Here is an 18,638-nt window from a genome sequence, read left to right on the forward strand (position 1 = left end):
TCCACGAGCGTGCGCCCGGGGTGGCCGTCCCGTCCATTTAACGAACCTGCACGATCTCGTTTAGGTTTTGTGTATGGAGCTTTCGTTGCACCGCTTGAGGATGCTTCGCGAGCTGCACCGCCGGGGAACCGTGACGGCGGCCGCCGCCGCGCTGCACTACACCGCTTCGGCGGTATCGCAGCAGCTCGCGCAGCTGGAACGCGACGTGGGCGCGAAGCTGTTCGAACGGCTCGGCCGCCGGGTCCAGCTGACCGAGCTGGGCACCCTGCTCACGGAGCACGCGGAAGAGATCCTCGGATCGGTGGAGCGCGCGACACTCGCACTGGAGGAGGCGCAGGAGGCCCGCACGGTCCGGCTGACCGCCGGGGTGTGGGCTTCGGTGGCCTCCGGCCTGCTCCCGACGGCGCTGACCGCGCTGGCCGGCGACCACCCCGGCATCGAGGTCCGCACCCGCGAGCTGGCGCCCGAGGACACCGCGGAGGCCGTCCGCGACGGCAGCCTCGACCTGTCGTTCGTCATCGACTACTCCGATTCGCCGATGGCGTGGGACGCCGGGCTGGAACGCGCGGTCGTGGCCGTCGAGCGCCTGCACGCCGCGGTGCCGCGGGGCGCGTTCCCTTCGGGGTCGGCGTCGCTGGACGACCTCGCCGAGCACCCGTGGATCCTGGCCAGCGCGAAGTCGCAGTTCGGCCGCGCGATGCGCACCGCCTGCCAGCGTCACGGGTTCGCCCCCAAGATCAACCACGAGGTCGAGGAGCAGTCGACGGCGATGGCGATGGTGGGCGCCGGGCTGGGCGTCACCCTGGTCTCGGACCTCGGCCTGCGCCTGCTGCGGCCGCCGGGGATCGACGTCGTCACCCTCACCACGCCGTTGCTCCGAACGGTTTCGATCGCCTACCGGCGCACCGCGTTCCGGCGGCCCGCGTTGCACCTGGTGATCGAGGCCGTGCGCGCGTCCGCGGCCGAATTGGGACTGGGCACCGAGTCCGCTTTGCCCTGATCCGGGGGTTCTTACGGAGTGGTGAAACCGTCCTGCGGGGCAAGACGAGCCCTGAATTTGTCGTACCCCGCGTGTAGCGTCCGAAGTCGAGAAGTTCCACCACACGGGACTAGGAAACGGACATGACAGAAGCGTCTACGGTGCACGATTTCCCCGAGAAGTCGGGTAGTGCGTCGAACCAGACCGCGCGGCTCCTCGCGGACCGCGCGGCCGGGGAGGCGTACGTGGCATCGGTGTGCTTCAAGCACGGGCCACCCCGCCTGACCGGCGTGGAGCTGGAGTTCACCGTGCACCACGCCGACGACCCGGCAAGACCGCTCGATCCCGACGTACTCGCCACGGCGCTGGGCCCGCACACCCCGCGGACCCTCCGCCCCGACAGCCCCGCCGTGCCACTCCCGGCCGGCAGCCCGGTCAGCCTCGAACCCGGCTGCCAAGTCGAAATATCCGCGCTTCCCCAGGCCACGCTCCGCGAACTCGACGCGGTCGTCTCGGCCGATCTGCGCCACCTGCGCACCCTCCTCGCCCGCCACGGGCTCGAACTCGGCGAAACCGGCATCGACGCGCACCGCGCGCCGCGCCGGCTCCTGCGCACGCCGCGCTACGCGGCGATGGAACGCCGGTTCGCGCCCATCGGGCCCGGCGGCATCACGATGATGTGCAGCACCGCCGGCCTGCAGGTGTGCGTCGACGCGGGGGAGGCCGACCAGCACGCCTTCCGCTGGGCGGCCGCCCACGCCATGGGCCCGCCCTTGCTGGCCCTCTTCGCCAATTCCCGCGTCCACGCCGGACGCGACACGGGGTTCGCCTCCGCCCGCTGGCTCGCGGTGCACGACACCGAAGCGGTCCGGTCGCGCACCGAACGCGTCGCGGGCGAGCCCGCGGCGGAGTGGGCCGCCCGCCTGATGGACACGCCGTTGCTGGTGCTGCCCCGCGGCGACCGGCCGTGGGACGCGCCCGAGGGGCTGACGTTCGCCGACTGGATCGACGGCAAGGGCGCCGGCGCCCTGCTGCCGAAACCCACGTCGGTGGACCTCGACTACCACCTCACGACGATGTTCACCCCCGTCCGCCCGCAGGGGTACCTGGAGATCCGGTACCTCGACGCCCAGCCGCCGGGCGCGTGGCTGCCGCCGGTCGCACTGGTCTCGGCGCTGCTCGCCCGCCCGTCCACGGTGGACAAGGTGCTCGACCTGTGCGGGCCCGTCTCGGGCCGGTGGCGCACCGCGGCGCGGCGTGGCCTGGCCGACCCGGAGCTGGCCGCCGCGGCGGCCGCGCTCGCCGACCTCGGCTGCGCCGAGCTGGGCGAGACGGGGCTGGCGGACGAATCGATCACCGAGATCAGCGAGAGCGTGCAGGGGCGCGTGTCCCGATCGAGGAGCGAAGCATGAGCACAGAAGCCGAAGCACTGGACGACCTGAGCGCGCAGGACCTGCGCGCCCGTGCCGCCGAAGCACTGACGAGGGCCCGGGCGCGCAGCGAGGCGCTGACCGACGCCGTGGACGACGAAGACCTGGTCCGCCAGCACTCCAAGCTGATGTCGCCGCTGGTCTGGGACCTGGCGCACATCGGCGTGCAGGAGGAGCTGTGGCTGGTCCGCGACGTCGGCGGCCGCGAGCCGCTGCGCCCGGACATCGACGACATCTACGACGCCTTCCAGCACGCCAGGGCCGACCGGCCGGAGCTGCCGCTGCTCGGCCCGGCCGAGGCCCGCGCGTACGTGAAGCAGGTTCGCGAAAAGGCGTTCGACGTACTCGAACGCGTGCCGCTGCAGGGCAGCAAGCTGACCGAGCGGGCGTTCGCGTTCGGCATGATCACCCAGCACGAGCAGCAGCACGACGAGACGATGCTGGCCACCCACCAGCTGCGCAAGGGCGACCCGGTGCTGCACGCGCCGGAGCCGCCGCCCGCCCGCTCCGGCGCGCTGCCGGCCGAGGTGCTGGTCCCGGGCGGCGCGTTCACCATGGGCACGTCGGCCGAGCCGTGGGCGCTGGACAACGAGCGCCCGGCGCACGAGCTCGCCCTCGAAGCGTTCTGGTTGGACACCGTCCCGGTCACCTGCGGGGCGTACGCCGAATTCCTGGACGGCGGCGGGTACGACGACGAGCGGTGGTGGAGCCCGGCGGGCTGGGCCTACCGGACGGAGCACGGCATCACCGCGCCGCGGTTCTGGAAGCGGGAGCAGGACGGCTGGTGGCGGACCCGGTTCGGCGTCTACGAACGCGTCACGGCCGACGAGCCGGTCGTGCACGTCTCCTACCACGAGGCCGAGGCCTACGCGGCCTGGGCGGGCCGGCGGCTGCCGACCGAAGCGGAGTGGGAGAAGGCGGCGCGGTTCGACCCGGCGACGGGCCGGTCGCGGCGGTTCCCGTGGGGTGACGACGAGCCGTCCGCCGAGCACGCCAACCTCGGCCAGCGGCACCTGCGCCCGGCGCCCGCGGGCGCGTACCCGGCGGGTGCGTCGCCGACCGGCGTGCACCAGCTGATCGGCGACGTCTGGGAGTGGACGAGCACCGACCTGCACGGGTACCCGGGCTTCGTGCCCTTCCCGTACCGGGAGTACTCGGAGGTGTTCTTCGGGCCGGAGTACAAGATCCTGCGCGGCGGCTCGTTCGGCACCGACGCGGCGGCGATCCGGGGCACGTTCCGCAACTGGGACTACCCGATCCGGCGGCAGATCTTCGCCGGCTTCCGCACGGCGCGCGACGCGGCACCCGGCGAGGTGGGCTAGGCACCATGTGCAGGCACATCGCCTACCTCGGCGAGCCGGTTCCACCCGCCGAGGTGCTCTTCCGCGCGCCGCATTCGCTGCTGGTGCAGTCCTACGCGCCGGCGGACATGCGCGGCGGTGGCTCGGTGAACGCCGACGGGTTCGGGCTGGGGTGGTACCCCGGCCCGGGCTCGCCGCCGCTGCGCCACCGCCGCTCGACTCCACTGTGGACGGACGAGACGCTGCCGCCGCTGGCGGCGGCGGTGACCACGGGCGCGTTCGTCGCCGCGGTCCGCAACGGCACCACCGGCCTGCCGGTGACCGAGGCGGCCGCGGCGCCGTTCACCGACGGACGCTGGCTGTTCAGCCACAACGGCGTCGTCCGCGGCTACCCGGACTCGCTGGCCGGCCCGGCCAAGACGCTGCCGATCACCGAGCTGCTGACCTTGGAGGCACCGACGGACTCGGTGGTGCTCTGGGCGCTGCTGCGCGCCCGGCTCGCCGCGGGCGAGGATCCGCTTCGGGCGGTGGCGGAACTGACCGCCGAGGTCGAAGCGGCCGCGCCCGGCTCCCGGCTCAACTTCCTGCTCACCGACGGCGAAACGCTGATCGGCACCACCTGGACGCACGCGCTGTCGGTGCTCGAAACGCCGTCCGGCGTGCTGCTGGCCTCCGAACCCTGTGACGGCGACCCGCGCTGGCGGCCCGTCCCCGACCACCACGCCGTGCGCGCCACCGCGGCCGGCGTCGAACTGCTTCCCCTGACCCAGGAGAACCCATGACCGAAGTCGATCTCGACCACCACCGCTCCGGCGACGCCGTCACCGCGGAACTGCGCGCCGACGTCGTCGCCGGCCTCACCGCGGACCGCAAGTGGCTGCCGCCCAAGTGGTTCTACGACGCCGAAGGCAGCGAGCTGTTCGAGAAGATCACCCAGCTGCCGGAGTACTACCCGACCCGCAGCGAACGCGAGGTGCTGGCCGCGCACGCCGCCGACGTCGCGGAGCTGACCGGCGCGCACACGCTCGTCGAGCTGGGTTCGGGCTCGAGCGAGAAGACCCGCCTGCTGCTCGACGCGCTCACCGCGCACGGGACCATGGAGGCGTTCGTCCCGCTCGACGTGTCCGAGTCGGCGCTCGCCGAGGCCGCCGAAGCCATTTCGAAGGACTACCCGGGGCTGACCGTCCGCGGGGTGGTCGGCGACTTCACCCAGCACCTCGGCCTGCTGCCCGGCGGTCAGCCGCGGCTGGTGGCGTTCCTCGGCGGCACCATCGGCAACTTCCTGCCCGCCGAGCGCGCGGCCTTCCTGCGGTCCGTGCGGGAGGTCCTCGACGAGGGGGAGTGGCTGCTCCTCGGCACCGACCTGGTCAAGGACGCGGGCATCCTCGAACGCGCCTACGACGACGCCGCGGGCGTGACGGCGGAGTTCGACAAGAACGTCCTGCGCGTGATCAACGCCCGCCTCGGCGCGGACTTCGACACCGACGAGTTCGACCACGTCTCGCACTGGGACGCGGAGAACGAGTGGATCGAGATGCGCCTGCGGGCCCGCCGCGCGCTCACCGTCGAGATCCCGGGCGCGGACCTCACGGTGAGCTTCGCCGAGGGCGAGCACATCCGCACGGAGATCTCCGCCAAGTTCCGGCCGTCCGGCGTCGAGGCGGAGCTGGCCGCGGCCGGGTTCGAGCTGGCGCACTGGTGGACCGACTCCCAGCAGCGGTTCGGGGTGAGCCTGGCAAGATCTGTGCGTGGCTAATCCTCTCCGGGCACTCGCCCGGGCTGTCGGCACGAAGCCGTGGCTGATGCGCACGGCACGCTTCGTCGTGTGGGCGGACAAGAAACTGCACAAGGCGTTCGGCGGCCGGGTGAGCCTCGTGGCGCTCGCCGGGCTGCCGTCGCTGCGCCTCACGACGACGGGCCGCAAGAGCGGGCTGGCGCGCAGCACCAACCTGCTCTACTACCCGCACGGTGACGACTTCGTGCTGACGGCCTCCAACTGGGGCCGCCGGCACGACCCGGCGTGGGCGCTGAACCTGCGCGCGAACCCGAAGGCGGAGGTCGCACGGGCGGGACGGCCCACGGCGGTCGTCGCGCGGGAGCTGACCGGCGAGGAGTACGCCGCGATGTGGCGGGAGCTGCTGCAGTTCTGGCCGGGGTACGCGATGGAGCAGCAGGAAGCCGGCCGCCCGTTGCCGGTTTTCCTGCTGACCGCGGTCGTCGGGTAGGTTCCCACCATCCTTTTGGCCGGTGACGGCTTTCGCCGGTTTGTGCCAGTCTCTCCCGGGTAACGCGCCGTGACGTCTTGGACGCGCGGTGGATGCGTGACCTACGGAGGAGTCGTCTTGCGGAGATCCACCAGGGGCCGGATACGCTCGTTCGCGCTGGCCGGAGCGCTCGTGGCCGGGCTGGGCACGGCCGGGACGGCGGGTACCGCCGCGGCCGCCACCGATGCCGCCGGAGCCGCCGTCAAACCGGCGGTCGTCGGCGCGACCGCCGCGCCGAACTGGGGTACCTGCCCGGCCGGCACGCTCGCCGGGGTGCCCGCGGACCAGGTCCAGTTCTACAGCTGCGCCCGCTACCGCGTCCCGATCGACCACGACAACGCCACGCTGGGCACCATCGACATCGCGCTGCTGAAGCGCGCCGCCCGCACGCCGGCCACCCGCGTCGGCTCGCTGTTCCTCAACCCCGGCGGACCCGGCGGCTCCGGCCTGACGATGCCGACCGTCGGCCAGTACTACTTCCAGCCGCAGGTCCTCGACCGCTTCGACCTCATCGGGTTCGACCCGCGCGGCGTCGGCGACAGCAACCCGCTGCGCTGCTTCACCACCCAGGAAGACGCGGACGAGGTGTTCGGCGCCCAGATCGCCGTGCCGCTGTCGCGCACCGACATCTCCGGCACCCTCGCGAGCTACCGCGACTACGGGCAGTTCTGCAAGAACAACGCGGGTTCGCTGCTCAACCACATGTCCACGAAGGACGTCGTGCGCGACCTCGACACGCTGCGCGCGGCGGTCGGCGACCAGAAGCTGACCTACGTCGGCTTCTCCTACGGGACCCTGATCGGCTCGACCTACACCTCGATGTTCCCGAAGCAGTCGCGGGCCATCGTGATCGACGGCAACGTCGACCCGGCGCTGCGCACCAGCGACGGCGTGCAGTACGACCGCGAACGCGCGCAGGGCTTCGAAATCTCCCTCGACGGCTTCCTCGAGCGGTGCGACCAGGCCGGCGCCAAGTGCGCGTTCAGCGACGGGAACCCGCGGGCGAAGTTCGACGAGGTCCGCGAGTACCTGCGCAAGCAGCCGATCACCCTCCCCGGTGGCGGCACGGTGGACATCAACCGGTTCACCGGCGGCGTCTCGAGCGCGCTGTACTCCCCGGCGCGCTTCCCGGCCCTGGCCGAGGACCTGCAGGGGCTCTACGCCGCGCTCCACCCCTCGGGTGCTCAGGCCCAGACGTGGGCGGCCAAGCCGCTGAAGGCGCTCACCGCCGGCAAGCAGGGCCTCGCCGACCAGAACCCGGACAGCCCGTACACCAGCGACGACTCGTACTTCGCCGTCAACTGCGCCGACAAGCCGTTCAAGATCAAGCAGGACCAGGTGCCGGGCATCGCCGCCCAGTGGGAGCGCGAGTCTCGCACCTTCGGCCGCTACCAGGCGTTCGCCGACACGGCGGCCTGCCCGGTGTGGCCGGCGAAGAAGCCGGACGCCTACCGCGGTCCGTGGCGGGCCAAGACCGACGTCCCGGTCGTCGTGGTCGGCAACTACTACGACCCGGCGACGCAGTACCGGTTCGCCCAGCGGATGGCCGCGGAGCTCGGCAACGCCCGGCTGCTGTCGGTCGACGCGTTCGGCCACTGCATCCTCGGTGACGCCCTCGGCGTCGACAAGGCCGTGGCCGACTACCTGACCGACCTCAAGGTGCCGGCGGGCGGCCAGGTCTTCCAGCCGAACGTCCAGCCGTTCGAAACGCCGTAGCGAAACCGGGAACGGGCCGGGGTGACGTGGTCGCCCCGGCCCGTTTCACCTCCCGAGCAGCCGGTCGAGCAGGTCGGCGGCGGCGGCTTCGGCCTCGGCGGTGCTGGTGGGTTCGCCGGTGCGGGCGGCGAGCAGCGCGACTTCGTTCATCCCGGCGAGCAGCACGTGCGCGAAGAGGTCCACGCGCGCGGCGGGGATCCGGCCGTCGCGCCGCAACGCGGCCTTGATCTTGCCCAGCGTGCGCCGCTCGTCGAGCTGCCGCCAGCGTTGCCAGCCGAGCACGGCGGGCGCGTCGACGAGCAGCACCTGCCGCACCACGGGGTCCGCGGTGCTCCGGATCCACGCCAGGCAGGCGGCGCGCAAGGCGGCCGCCGGCTCGGTCAGGCCCTCGACGGCCCGCGCGCTCTCCGCTTCCACCCGCTCGTAGACGGCGTCCAAGACGGCCGTGAACAGCGCGTCCTTGCCGGGGAAGTGGTGGTAGAGCGCGCCCCGGCTGACGTCGGCGGCCCGCAGGACGGCCTCGATCGACGTCGCGTCGTAGCCGTGTTCGGTGAACAGGTCCGAGGCGACCGCGACGAGGTGCTCGCGGGTCGCCTGGCCGCGGTCGATCTTCTTGTTCATGCCGGTGGGCCGCCTCCGTCGTTGACAAACCGACTGTCGGTCTGTTGATACTAGACCGACAGTCGGTCTACTTCCGGAGGGACTCTACCGATGGACCTGCGCACCTGGGAGGACCAGCGCGGACGCGTGTCGACGGCGTCCGGTGAAGTGAGCTACGTCGACGTCGGCGAAGGGCCGGTCACGCTCTTCGTCCACGGCGCCGGGACGAACAACCTGTTGTGGCGCAAGGCGATCGCCGAGCTGGCGGGGGAGCGGCGGTGCGTCGCGCCGGACCTGCCGGGGCACGGCGGCTCACCGGTCACGGCCACGCAGGACCTCAGCCTCAACGGACTCGCCCGGCTCCTCGAAGACTTCTGCGAGTCGCTGGAGCTCGGCGAGCTCGACCTGGTCGCCAACGACACCGGCGGCGCCGTCGCCCAGGTCTTCGCCGTGCACCACGCCGGCCGGCTCCGGACGCTCGCCCTGACCAACTGCGACACGCAGGGCAACCTGCCGCCCGCCGCGTTCCGGCCGATCGTGGAGCTGGCCGAGCGCGGGGAACTCGCGCCGCGGTCGGTCCGGCTCGCCGCGCACCCCGGGCGGATGCGGGCCGGTGCCCTCGGCGGCGGCTACGAGTGGCCGGACGAAGTGCCCGGCGAAGTCCTCGAAGCGTTCGTCCGGCCGGTGTTCGGCACCCTCGAGGCGGCCCGGCAGTTCGAGCGCTTGCTGACTTCGGTCCGCGGCGAGGAGCTGGACGCGATCGAGCCGCTGCTCAAGGCGTTCACGGCGCCGACCCTGCTGGTCTGGGGCACCGGCGACCCGAACTTCGGCGTCGAGTGGGCGCACCGGTTCGCCGAGACCGTCCCGGGCGTCACCGAAGTCGTCGAGGTGCCGGGCGCGAAGCTGTTCTTCCCCGACGAGCGGCCCGGCGACCTCGTGCCGCACCTGCGGCGGCACTGGGCGTAGCGATCATCACAGCGCCGGGAGCGGACCAGGCGCTACAGTGGTCCGGTTGATCAAGACGAGCACGGAAGCGAGGTGAGCGGCACATGCCAGCGGACAGTCATCGGACGGCCGGGCGCGCGCTCACCGGGGGTTTCCCGCTGGGCTGAGTCCGGCCGCCCCCTGTCCGGCAGTGCGCGCACGCCGGAAAAGAGCCGGATCATGACCATCTTCGAAATGCTGCTGCGCGTGGGCGCCGGCGTCGGCCTGGGTGCCGTCATCGGGGTCGAGCGCCAGTTCCGCGCCCGGCTGGCCGGGCTGCGCACCAACGCGCTGGTCGCCGTCGGGGCGACCCTCTTCGTGCTGCTGTCCGCGCACGGCTTCGGCGGGCTGGCTTCCAGCGGTGACGCCGATCCGACGCGGGTGGCCGCGCAGATCGTCTCGGGCATCGGGTTCCTCGGTGCCGGGGTGATCATGCGCGACGGCCTCAACGTCCGCGGCCTCAACACGGCGGCGACGCTGTGGTGCTCGGCCGCGGTCGGTGCGCTGGCCGGAGCCGGGCTGTACGTCGTCGCGGCGGCCGGAACGGCGGTCGTGGTCGGGGTGAACGTGGTGCTGCGGCCGCTGGGCCGCGTCGTCGACCGCCGCCCGGACGCGGGGGGCGAGACGCCGACGCGGTACGCGTTCCAGGCCGTCACGCGCGACGCGACCGAGGCCCACGTGCGGGCGCTGCTCGTGCAATCGTTGACCCGCACGGACTTCCGGCTGCTGTCGGTGCTGAGCACGGACCGCGAAGACCGCACGGTCGAGGTCCGCGCCGAGCTGGTCGGCGACCAGCGCGACGACGCCCAGATGGAGGCGGCGGTTTCGCGGCTCTCGCTGGAGCCGTCGGTGTCGAGCGTGCGCTGGGAGGCCGTGCCCGCGTAACGGAGAAGGCCTCCCCGCTCACCGAGCGGGGAGGCCTTCTCCGAGCAGAAACCCTTACGCCTGCGTCATCTTCCGCAGCACGTACTGCAGGATGCCGCCGTTGCGGTAGTAGTCCGCCTCACCCGGGGTGTCGATGCGGACGTCCGCGTCGAACTCCACCTTGGTGCCATCGGCCTTGGTCGCCGTGACGTGCACCGTGCGGGGCGTGTCGCCGTCGTTCAGCGCCGTGATGCCCGTGATGTCGAACGTCTCGGTGCCGTCCAGGCCGAGCGACGAGGCCGACTCGCCCTGCGGGAACTGCAGCGGGATGACGCCCATGCCGATCAGGTTCGAGCGGTGGATGCGCTCGAACGATTCGGTGATCACCGCGCGGACGCCCAGCAGCGACGTGCCCTTGGCCGCCCAGTCACGCGACGAACCGGAGCCGTACTCCTTGCCGCCCAGCACGACCAGCGGGGTGCCCTGCGCCGCGTAGTTCTGCGCCGCGTCGTAGATGAACGCCTGCGGGGCGTCGTCCTGGGTGAAGTCGCGGGTGTAGCCGCCCTGCACGTCGTCCAGGAGCTGGTTGCGCAGCCGGATGTTCGCGAAGGTGCCGCGGATCATCACCTCGTGGTTGCCGCGCCGCGAGCCGTAGGAGTTGAAGTCCTTCTTCTCCACGCCGTGCTCGGTCAGGTACTGCGCGGCCGGGGTGCCCGGCTTGATCGCGCCGGCGGGGGAGATGTGGTCGGTGGTGACCGAGTCGCCCAGCTTCGCCAGCACGCGCGCGCCGGTGATGTCGGTGACCGCGGCCGGCTCCGGCGTCATGCCCTCGAAGTACGGGGGCTTCCGGACGTAGGTGGACTCGGCGTCCCACTCGAAGGTCTTGCCCTCGGGGGTGGGAAGCGACTTCCAGCGCTCGCCGCCGTCGAAGACGTCGGCGTAGTCCTTGGTGAACATCTCCTGCGTGATCGCGTAGTCGATGGTCTCCTGGATCTCCTGCGCCGTCGGCCAGATGTCCTTGAGGAAGACGTCGTTGCCGTGCTCGTCCTGGCCCAGGGGCTGGTTCGCGAAGTCGAAGTCCATCGTCCCGGCCAGCGCGTAGGCGATGACCAGCGGCGGCGACGCGAGGTAGTTCATCTTCACGTCGGGGTTGATCCGGCCTTCGAAGTTCCGGTTGCCCGAGAGCACCGAAACCGCGGTGAGGTCGTTCTCCTGGATCGCCGCGGAGATCTCGTCCGAGAGCGGGCCGGAGTTGCCGATGCACGTGGTGCAGCCGTAGCCGACCAGGTGGTAGCCCAGCTTCTCCAGGTACGGCCACAGGTTGGCCTTGGTGTAGTAGTCGGTGACGACCTGCGAGCCCGGCGCCATCGACGTCTTCACCCACGGCTTGACCGCGAGGCCCTTGTCCACGGCGTTGCGCGCGAGCAGCGCGGCGCCGAGCATGACCGACGGGTTCGAGGTGTTGGTGCACGAGGTGATCGAGGCGATCACGACGGCGCCGTGGTCGAGCACGAACTCGCCGCGGTCCGCCGTCGAGACCTTGACCGGCTTGCTCGGGCGGCCCGACGCGCCGTTCGCGGCGGAGCTGGTGACCGGTGCGGCGTCGTCCTCGGCGAACGACAGCGAAGGGGCGTCGCTGGCCGGGAAGGACTCCTCCGAAGCCTCGTCCATCTTCGTGTGCGGGGTGGAGTCCTCGCCGTCCACGTAGTCGTGGATCGACTTGCGGAACGCCGACTTCGCGTCCGACAGCTCGATGCGGTCCTGCGGGCGCTTCGGGCCGGCGATCGACGGGACGACCGTCGAGAGGTCCAGCTCGAGGTACTCGGAGTAGGTCGCCTCGCGCGAGGAGTCGTGCCAGAGGCCCTGCTCCTTGGCGTAGGCCTCGACCAGCGCGACCTGCTCGGCCGAGCGGCCGGTCAGCTTGAGGTAGCGGACGGTCTCCTCGTCGATCGGGAAGATCGCCGCGGTGGAGCCGAACTCCGGGCTCATGTTGCCGATGGTGGCGCGGTTGGCCAGCGGCACCGCGCCGACGCTCTCGCCGTAGAACTCGACGAACTTGCCGACCACGCCGTGGCGGCGCAGCATCTCGGTGATCGTGAGGACGACGTCGGTGGCGGTGACGCCGGCCGGGATCTCCCCGGTCAGCTTGAAGCCGACGACGCGCGGGATGAGCATCGACACCGGCTGGCCCAGCATGGCGGCCTCGGCCTCGATGCCGCCGACGCCCCAGCCCAGCACGCCCAGGCCGTTGACCATGGTGGTGTGCGAGTCGGTGCCGACGCAGGAGTCGGGGTAGGCCTGCCCGTTGCGGGACATGACCGTGCGCGCGAGGTGCTCGATGTTGACCTGGTGCACGATGCCGGTGCCCGGCGGGACGACCTTGAACTCGTCGAAGGCGCCCTGGCCCCAGCGCAGGAACTGGTAGCGCTCGCGGTTGCGCTCGTACTCGATCTCGACGTTGCGCTCGAAGGCGTCGGGGCGGCCGAAGACGTCGATGATGACCGAGTGGTCGATGACCAGTTCGGCGGGGGCGAGCGGGTTGACCTTGTCGGGGTCGCCACCGAGGTCGGTGACCGCCTCGCGCATGGTGGCGAGGTCGACGACGCACGGCACGCCGGTGAAGTCCTGCATGATCACGCGGGCGGGCGTGAACTGGATCTCGATCGACGGGTCGGCGTTGGGGTCCCACGAGCTCAGCGCGCGGATGTGGTCGGCGGTGATGTTCGCGCCGTCTTCGGTGCGCAGCAGGTTCTCGAGCAGGATCTTCAGGCTGTAGGGCAGCCGCTCGGCGCCCTCGACCTTGTTCAGGCGGAACACCTCGTACGAGGCGTCGCCGACCTTCAGCGTGTCTTTGGCGCCGAAGCTGTCCTTGCTGGCAGGTGCGGTCACGTCTAACTCCAGTGGCATGGACTTCCGCGCCGGTGCGGCGGTCGAGTCCCGGGTCAGTTCGGTCGGGTTCGGTGGTGGCGAGTCTTGCGCACCCCCACCGTAGGACCGGATCGGGGATGGCACACCTCGCGGTGCCTCAAACAGTACGCGCGTCCTGTTTGGGGGACAAGACGACACGCGGTGTGGGCTGCGCCATCCGCGACGGGGGTCCCTCAATGAGGGGAATTGGTGCCTACGGTGTGTAAGTTTCCGGTGATGCTTGTGATAGTGGTGTGACTGCAGTGACGCGCGATGTGCGCAGGTGAGCGGAGGTGGGCGGTCGTGGCGGGACGGCGTGGGGGTCCGGGGGTGCCGCGGACCCGCCGGGGACTCACCGTGAGCGCGCTCACCTTGGTGATCTTGTTCGGGGCCGGCGGCACCGGCCTGGCGGCGCCCCCGCCACCGCCGAACCCGAGCGACTCCGACCTGAACAACAGCAAGGCCGACGCCAACGCGAAGGCGGGCGAGGTCGGCCGGCTGACCAACCAGCTGGCCCAGGCCGAGCAGAAGCTGTCGCAGCTGCAGGACGACGTCGAGCTCAAGCAGGAAGAGGCCAACAAGGCCCTGGTCGACCTGCAGTCCGCGCAGGACGCCGCCGCCCAGGCCGAGAACGACGCGAAGGCCGCCCGCACCGAGGCGGACGCGGCGGCCGCGGCGATCGAGAAGGCCCGCACCGACCTCAAGACGTTCGCCGCCGCGAGCTTCCAGCAGGGGAGCACGGTCGGCTCGCTCTCGGCGTACCTGAGCGCCGACAGCCCCAAGGACATGCTGGCCCGCGCGCAGCTGCTCGACGCCGTCGGCGGCGACCGGCTCAACGCCCTCGACCGGCTCCAGCAGGCGCAGACGGCGAAGGCCAACAAGGACTCCGCGGCCCGCAAGGCCGCGGAGATCGCGCAGCAGAAGCAGGACGCCGCCCGCGAGGCCAAGCACTCCGCCGATTCCGCGCAGGCCAGGGCGATCAGCGCGCAGGACAGCCAGGCGACGCAGAACACGCAGCTCGAGAAGAACAAGTCCGACGTCGAACAGCAGCTCTACGCCGCGCAGGCCAAGGTCAGCGGCCTGCAGGGCCAGCGCCAGCGCTACCAGGACTGGCTCGCCCAGAAGCAGCGCGAAGACGACGAACGCGCCCGCCAGGCCGCGCTCGGTTCGTCCGGTGGCGGCGGTGGCCGCCCGGCGAGCAAGCCGGCGTCGGGCCCGGCCGGGTCGTCCATCGAGGCGGTCATCGCGCGGGCGCTGTCCAAGGTCGGCCTGCCCTACGCGTGGGGTGGCGGCAACGCGAGCGGCCCGACCCGCGGCATCCGCGACGGCGGCGTCGCCGACCGCTACGGCGACTACAACAAGATCGGTTTCGACTGTTCCGGCCTGATGATCTACGCGTTCGCCGGGGTGACGGGCTTGCCGCACTACAGCGGCTACCAGTACACGGCGGGACGGCGGGTCCCGCTGTCCCAGATGCGCCGCGGCGACATGCTGTTCTACGGCGGCGCGGGCGGCATCCACCACGTCGCGCTGTACCTCGGCGGCGGCCAGATGGTCGAGGCGCCGCAGTCCGGTCTGCGCGTCCGGGTCGCGCCGGTGCGCTACGGCGGGATCATGCCGTACGCGACCCGCCTGATCGGCTGAAAACCCGGTCGACGCCACCGGTGCCGGCCGCCAGGATCGGCCGCGTGGACGACGAACTGAACGCGCTGCGGCGCTCGCGGATGCGCTGGAACACGCCCCTGTCCGAACCGCACGCGGAGCTGCTGCTCGACCGGATGGCTCTCGGCGACGGACGGCTGGTGGACCTCGGCTGCGGCTGGGGTGAACTGCTGCTGCGTGCGGCGGCCAAGGCACCGGGCCTGCGCGCGACCGGCGTCGACACCGACGTGACCGGTCTCGAGCGCGGGCGGTCGGCGGCTCGGGAGCGGGGCTTGGCGGTGGAGTTCACCGAGTCGGACGCCGCGACCTGGGACGGCCCCGCCGACCGGGCGTTCTGCATCGGCTCCGCGCACGCCTTCGGCTCGACGAAGGCCGCTCTGGCCAGGCTCGCGCGGGTGGTCCCGGCCGGCCGGGTGCTCTACGGCGACGGTTTCTGGGCCGCCCCGCCGGCCCCGGCGGCGCTGGAGATCTTCGGGCCGGACACGCTCACCCTGCCGGCGCTGCTCGACGCCGCGGCGGCCGCCGGCTGGCGGGTGCTGCACGTCAGCACCGCCGGCCGGCTCGAGTGGGACGACTTCGAGTCGACGTCGAAGCTGGCCTGGCAGGAGTGGCTGCTGGCACACCCGGCCGACCCGCGGGCGGGCGGGGTCCGGGAGTGGCTCGACGAGCGGCTGCGGCAGTACGTCCGGGACTACCGGGGTGTGCTGGGCCTCGCGTACCTGGTGCTCGCCCGCTGAGGTCAGGCTCGCTCGCGCTTGAGCTTGCGCCAGCCGCCGGCCCGGTTGTTCGCGATGATCTGCCGGAACATGGCGGTGAGCGCGGGGGCGTTGATGGTCTCGCCTTCGCGGAAGGCGACGGTCCGCGCGGTCTTGTTGCCGTGCCCGGCGGTGATGATGCCTTCGGGGTCGGGGACGATGCCGCCGTCGTAGACGAAGACGTTGACGTGGTCCTTCGCCGCCAGGAGGGCGCAGATGTTGCCTTCGAGCACGAAGTAGGGCTGCCGGGTGCGCTTGATCGTCTCGACGACGTCGGGGTCCGCCGCGTGGACCAGCTCGCGGACCTCGCGGCAGATCGCCCGCTGCCACTCGGGCAGGGCGGCGAGGTAGGCGTCGACGCGGGGCTCGACGGTGTACGACACGCGCTCAGTATGGGCTAGATTCCCCGGATGCGGTACGCGGGGATCGTGGTGGCCGGGGGTTCGGCGCGCAGACTGTCCGGTGTGGACAAGCCGGCCCTGTCGGTGGGCGGGAAGCCGTTGCTCGCCCGCGCGATCCACGCTCTCTCCGGAGCCGAGCGCGTGATCGCCGTCGGCCCGCGGCGGCCCGGCTTCGACGTCGTGTGGACCCGGGAACCGGTCCCGGGCACCGGCCCGGTGGCGGCGCTGGCGGCGGGACTCGCGTTCGTGCCGGCGGAGGTCGACGTGGTCGCGGTGCTGGCCGCCGACCTCCCGGGCGTCCGGCGGTCCACTGTGGACCGCCTGGTCGCGGCTCTCGGTGACGGCGATGGCGCGGTCCTGGTGGACGCGGCGGGATCCCGGCAGTGGCTGCTGGGGGCGTGGCGGGTCCCGGCGCTGCGGGCGGCGTTGCCGGACGAGGTCGAGAACGCGGCGCTGCGGCGGGTGCTGGGTGGGCTGGCGGTCGCGGAGGTCCCGGCGGAACTGGGCGAAGCGGACGACATCGACACGCCCGAGGATCTCGAGCGGCACCGCTGAGAACGGGAACCGGATCAGCTTCACAGATGTCACACCAGGGAAGGTGTTGGCTACTGACGGGGCAACCCGTGTCCGCGTGCCGGACGGACGAACGGCCGGGGGACGCAGTACGGTCGCACCGCGTGATCACCGTCGCGGGGGCGGCGCACGAACTTTCGAGGAGGCAGAGTGACCGAGCCCGGCTACGCCGAGGGCGGGAACGGCCAGCAGGCGGCGACACCGGCGCGGGACGCCCAGTTGCTGGAGCGGACCGTGTTCGAGGTCAAGCGGATCATCGTCGGCCAGGACCGCCTGGTCGAGCGGATGCTGGTCGGCCTGCTGGCCAAGGGCCACCTGCTGCTCGAAGGCGTGCCCGGCGTGGCGAAGACCCTCGCCGTCGAGACGTTCGCGCGGGTCGTCGGCGGCTCGTTCTCCCGCGTCCAGTTCACCCCCGACCTGGTCCCCGCGGACATCCTCGGCACCCGGATCTACCGGCAGGGCGCCGAGCGGTTCGACGTCGAGCTCGGCCCGGTCGTGGCGAACTTCGTGCTCGCCGACGAGATCAACCGCGCGCCCGCCAAGGTCCAGTCCGCGATGCTCGAGGTGATGGCCGAGCGGCACGTGTCGATCGGCGGGCAGACGTTCCCGATGCCCGACCCGTTCCTCGTGCTCGCCACCCAGAATCCGATCGAGAACGAGGGCGTGTACCCGCTGCCGGAAGCGCAGCGTGACCGGTTCCTGTTCAAGATCCAGGTCGAGTACCCCTCCGCCGAGGAGGAGCGCGAGATCATCTACCGGATGGGCGTCACGCCGCCGACCCCGCACGAGGTGCTCAGCCCGGGCGAGCTGGTCCGGCTGCAGGGCGTCGCGGCGCAGGTGTTCGTGCACCACGCCCTCGTCGACTACGTCGTGCGCCTCGTGCTGACCACCCGGACGCCGAACGAGCACGGCCTCGCCGACGTCGCCGGCTGGGTGTCCTACGGTGCTTCGCCGCGGGCGAGCCTCGGCATCATCGCCGCCGCGCGGGCGCTGGCCCTGGTCCGCGGTCGCGACTACGTGCTGCCGCAGGACGTCGTCGACGTCGTGCCGGACGTGCTGCGCCACCGGCTCGTGCTGTCCTACGACGCGCTGGCCGACGGCGTGCCGATCGACCACATCATCACGCGCGTGCTGCAGACCGTGCCGTTGCCGCAGGTCTCGGCCCGGCCGCAGGGCGGGGCCGGCCAGGGTGGCCCGGTCCCGGCGGGCGCGCCGGTCAGGTAACCCGGCGATGGCGAAGAACGAGAAGGATCTCCGTCCTTCGTGGGCGCCGCCGGTGCTGCGCGGCGACCGGCTGGAGGCCGGGCTCCGGACCCTGGAGCTCGACGTCCGCCGCCGGCTCGACGGGCTCCTCCAGGGCAACCACCTCGGCCTCGTGCCGGGGCCGGGCTCCGAGCCCGGCGAAGCGCGGCCGTACCAGCCCGGCGACGACGTGCGCCGGATGGACTGGGCGGTCACCGCCCGCACCACGACCCCGCACATCCGCGAGACCGTGGCCGACCGCGAGCTGGAGACGTGGGTCGTCGCCGACCTGTCGGCGAGCCTCGACTTCGGCACGGCGCTGTGCGAGAAGCGCGACCTGGTGGTCTGCGCCGTCGCGGCGGTCGCGCACCTCACCGGGGGCGGCGGCAACCGGATCGGCGCGCTGGTCTCCACCGGCGCCGACACCGCCCGCATCCCGGCCCGCGGCGGGCTGGCGCACGCGCGCGGTCTGGTGCGGAAGCTGGCCGAGACGCCGCGCGCGGCCGAGGGCACGCGCGGCGACTTCGCCCAGGCGCTGGAGGCGCTGCGCCGTCCGCCGCGCCGCCGTGGCCTGGCCGTGGTGATCTCCGACTTCCTGGGCGACAGCTCGTGGGAGCGGCCGCTGCGGGCGCTGGGCGGGCGCCACGAACTGATCGCGATCGAAGTACTCGACCCGCGCGACGTCGACCTGCCCGAGGTGGGCACCGTCGTGCTGGCCGACCCGGAGACAGGAAAACAGCGCGAAGTGCACGCTTCGGCCTTGCTGCGCAAGGAGTTCGGGGCCGCGGCCCACGCCCACCGCCAGAAGGTGGCAGCCGGCCTGCGGCGCGCGGGTGCGGCCCACCTGACGCTGCGCACGGACGCCGACTGGATCGCCGACATGGTGCGGTTCGTCGTCGCCCGCAAGCGCCGCTGGTCCGGGGGTGTCGCGTGAGGGAGCTTGCGACCGAACCATTCGAC

17 protein-coding genes are annotated in these 18,638 nt (G+C 72.2%); 14 read left to right on the forward strand and 3 right to left on the reverse strand.

Going from position 1 to position 18,638, the window contains the following annotated elements:
- The first annotated feature begins 73 nt into the window (after positions 1–73).
- The 7 genes from AB0B33_RS14430 (at position 74) to AB0B33_RS14460 (ending at position 7,690) form a co-directional block, all read left to right on the forward strand.
- Positions 74–1,000: a LysR substrate-binding domain-containing protein gene (locus AB0B33_RS14430; RefSeq protein ID WP_360771059.1), complete on the forward strand. Its 927-nt coding sequence runs from the start codon at positions 74–76 to the stop codon at positions 998–1,000.
- Between the two features lie 122 nt (positions 1,001–1,122).
- On the forward strand, positions 1,123–2,391 hold the full coding sequence (locus AB0B33_RS14435; RefSeq protein WP_360771062.1) for a glutamate-cysteine ligase family protein: 1,269 nt from the start codon (positions 1,123–1,125) through the stop codon (positions 2,389–2,391).
- Positions 2,388–3,731 carry an ergothioneine biosynthesis protein EgtB gene (gene egtB / locus AB0B33_RS14440; RefSeq protein ID WP_360771064.1) on the forward strand — a complete coding sequence of 448 codons (1,344 nt, stop codon included), beginning with the start codon at positions 2,388–2,390 and terminating at the stop codon, positions 3,729–3,731. The genes AB0B33_RS14435 and egtB overlap by 4 nt, the downstream gene beginning before the upstream one ends.
- Positions 3,732–3,736: 5 nt before the next feature.
- On the forward strand, positions 3,737–4,492 hold the full coding sequence (gene egtC / locus AB0B33_RS14445) for an ergothioneine biosynthesis protein EgtC (protein ID WP_360771067.1): 756 nt from the start codon (positions 3,737–3,739) through the stop codon (positions 4,490–4,492).
- Positions 4,489–5,466 carry an L-histidine N(alpha)-methyltransferase gene (gene egtD / locus AB0B33_RS14450; protein WP_360771069.1) on the forward strand — a complete coding sequence of 326 codons (978 nt, stop codon included), beginning with the start codon at positions 4,489–4,491 and terminating at the stop codon, positions 5,464–5,466. The genes egtC and egtD overlap by 4 nt, the downstream gene beginning before the upstream one ends.
- Positions 5,467–5,512: 46 nt before the next feature.
- Complete coding sequence (locus tag AB0B33_RS14455) at positions 5,513–5,935, forward strand: nitroreductase family deazaflavin-dependent oxidoreductase (protein ID WP_360771158.1); 423 nt, start codon at positions 5,513–5,515, stop codon at positions 5,933–5,935.
- A 141-nt stretch (positions 5,936–6,076) separates the two neighbouring features.
- Positions 6,077–7,690 carry an alpha/beta hydrolase gene (locus AB0B33_RS14460; protein WP_360771160.1) on the forward strand — a complete coding sequence of 538 codons (1,614 nt, stop codon included), beginning with the start codon at positions 6,077–6,079 and terminating at the stop codon, positions 7,688–7,690.
- Positions 7,691–7,735: 45 nt separating this feature from the next.
- On the opposite strand, the gene AB0B33_RS14465 is transcribed toward AB0B33_RS14460, so the two are convergent.
- Positions 7,736–8,311 (reverse strand): TetR/AcrR family transcriptional regulator, encoded by a 576-nt coding sequence (locus AB0B33_RS14465; RefSeq protein WP_360771072.1) that lies wholly within the window; start codon positions 8,309–8,311, stop codon positions 7,736–7,738.
- A 90-nt stretch (positions 8,312–8,401) separates the two neighbouring features.
- Between AB0B33_RS14465 and AB0B33_RS14470 the strand changes: the two genes are divergently transcribed.
- Both AB0B33_RS14470 and AB0B33_RS14475 read left to right on the forward strand, forming a co-directional pair.
- Entirely contained in the window at positions 8,402–9,256 is an 855-nt protein-coding gene (locus AB0B33_RS14470; protein WP_360771075.1) for an alpha/beta hydrolase, read from the forward strand.
- 198 nt (positions 9,257–9,454) lie between these two features.
- Positions 9,455–10,159, forward strand: coding sequence for an MgtC/SapB family protein (locus AB0B33_RS14475; RefSeq protein WP_360771078.1), 705 nt, complete (start codon positions 9,455–9,457; stop codon positions 10,157–10,159).
- A 54-nt stretch (positions 10,160–10,213) separates the two neighbouring features.
- Here AB0B33_RS14475 and AB0B33_RS14480 read toward each other — a convergent pair whose 3' ends face one another.
- On the reverse strand, positions 10,214–13,027 hold the full coding sequence (locus AB0B33_RS14480) for an aconitate hydratase (RefSeq protein ID WP_360771081.1): 2,814 nt from the start codon (positions 13,025–13,027) through the stop codon (positions 10,214–10,216).
- Positions 13,028–13,375: 348 nt separating this feature from the next.
- Between AB0B33_RS14480 and AB0B33_RS14485 the strand changes: the two genes are divergently transcribed.
- Positions 13,376–14,689 (forward strand): NlpC/P60 family protein, encoded by a 1,314-nt coding sequence (locus AB0B33_RS14485; protein ID WP_360771084.1) that lies wholly within the window; start codon positions 13,376–13,378, stop codon positions 14,687–14,689.
- A 44-nt stretch (positions 14,690–14,733) separates the two neighbouring features.
- Positions 14,734–15,444, forward strand: coding sequence for a methyltransferase domain-containing protein (locus AB0B33_RS14490; protein ID WP_360771087.1), 711 nt, complete (start codon positions 14,734–14,736; stop codon positions 15,442–15,444).
- Between the two features lie 2 nt (positions 15,445–15,446).
- Here AB0B33_RS14490 and AB0B33_RS14495 read toward each other — a convergent pair whose 3' ends face one another.
- On the reverse strand, positions 15,447–15,845 hold the full coding sequence (locus tag AB0B33_RS14495; protein WP_360771090.1) for a DUF1801 domain-containing protein: 399 nt from the start codon (positions 15,843–15,845) through the stop codon (positions 15,447–15,449).
- A 27-nt stretch (positions 15,846–15,872) separates the two neighbouring features.
- Between AB0B33_RS14495 and AB0B33_RS14500 the strand changes: the two genes are divergently transcribed.
- The 3 genes from AB0B33_RS14500 to AB0B33_RS14510 all read left to right on the forward strand — a co-directional run bounded on the left by AB0B33_RS14500 (position 15,873) and on the right by AB0B33_RS14510 (position 18,612).
- Positions 15,873–16,418 (forward strand): NTP transferase domain-containing protein, encoded by a 546-nt coding sequence (locus AB0B33_RS14500; protein WP_360771093.1) that lies wholly within the window; start codon positions 15,873–15,875, stop codon positions 16,416–16,418.
- Positions 16,419–16,586: 168 nt separating this feature from the next.
- Entirely contained in the window at positions 16,587–17,660 is a 1,074-nt protein-coding gene (locus tag AB0B33_RS14505; protein WP_360771096.1) for an AAA family ATPase, read from the forward strand.
- Between the two features lie 7 nt (positions 17,661–17,667).
- Entirely contained in the window at positions 17,668–18,612 is a 945-nt protein-coding gene (locus tag AB0B33_RS14510; protein ID WP_360771099.1) for a DUF58 domain-containing protein, read from the forward strand.
- Positions 18,613–18,638: the final 26 nt, after the last annotated feature.

This window comes from Amycolatopsis sp. NPDC049159, assembly GCF_040648295.1.
GTDB classification, from domain to species: Bacteria; Actinomycetota; Actinomycetes; order Mycobacteriales; family Pseudonocardiaceae; genus Amycolatopsis; species Amycolatopsis pretoriensis_A.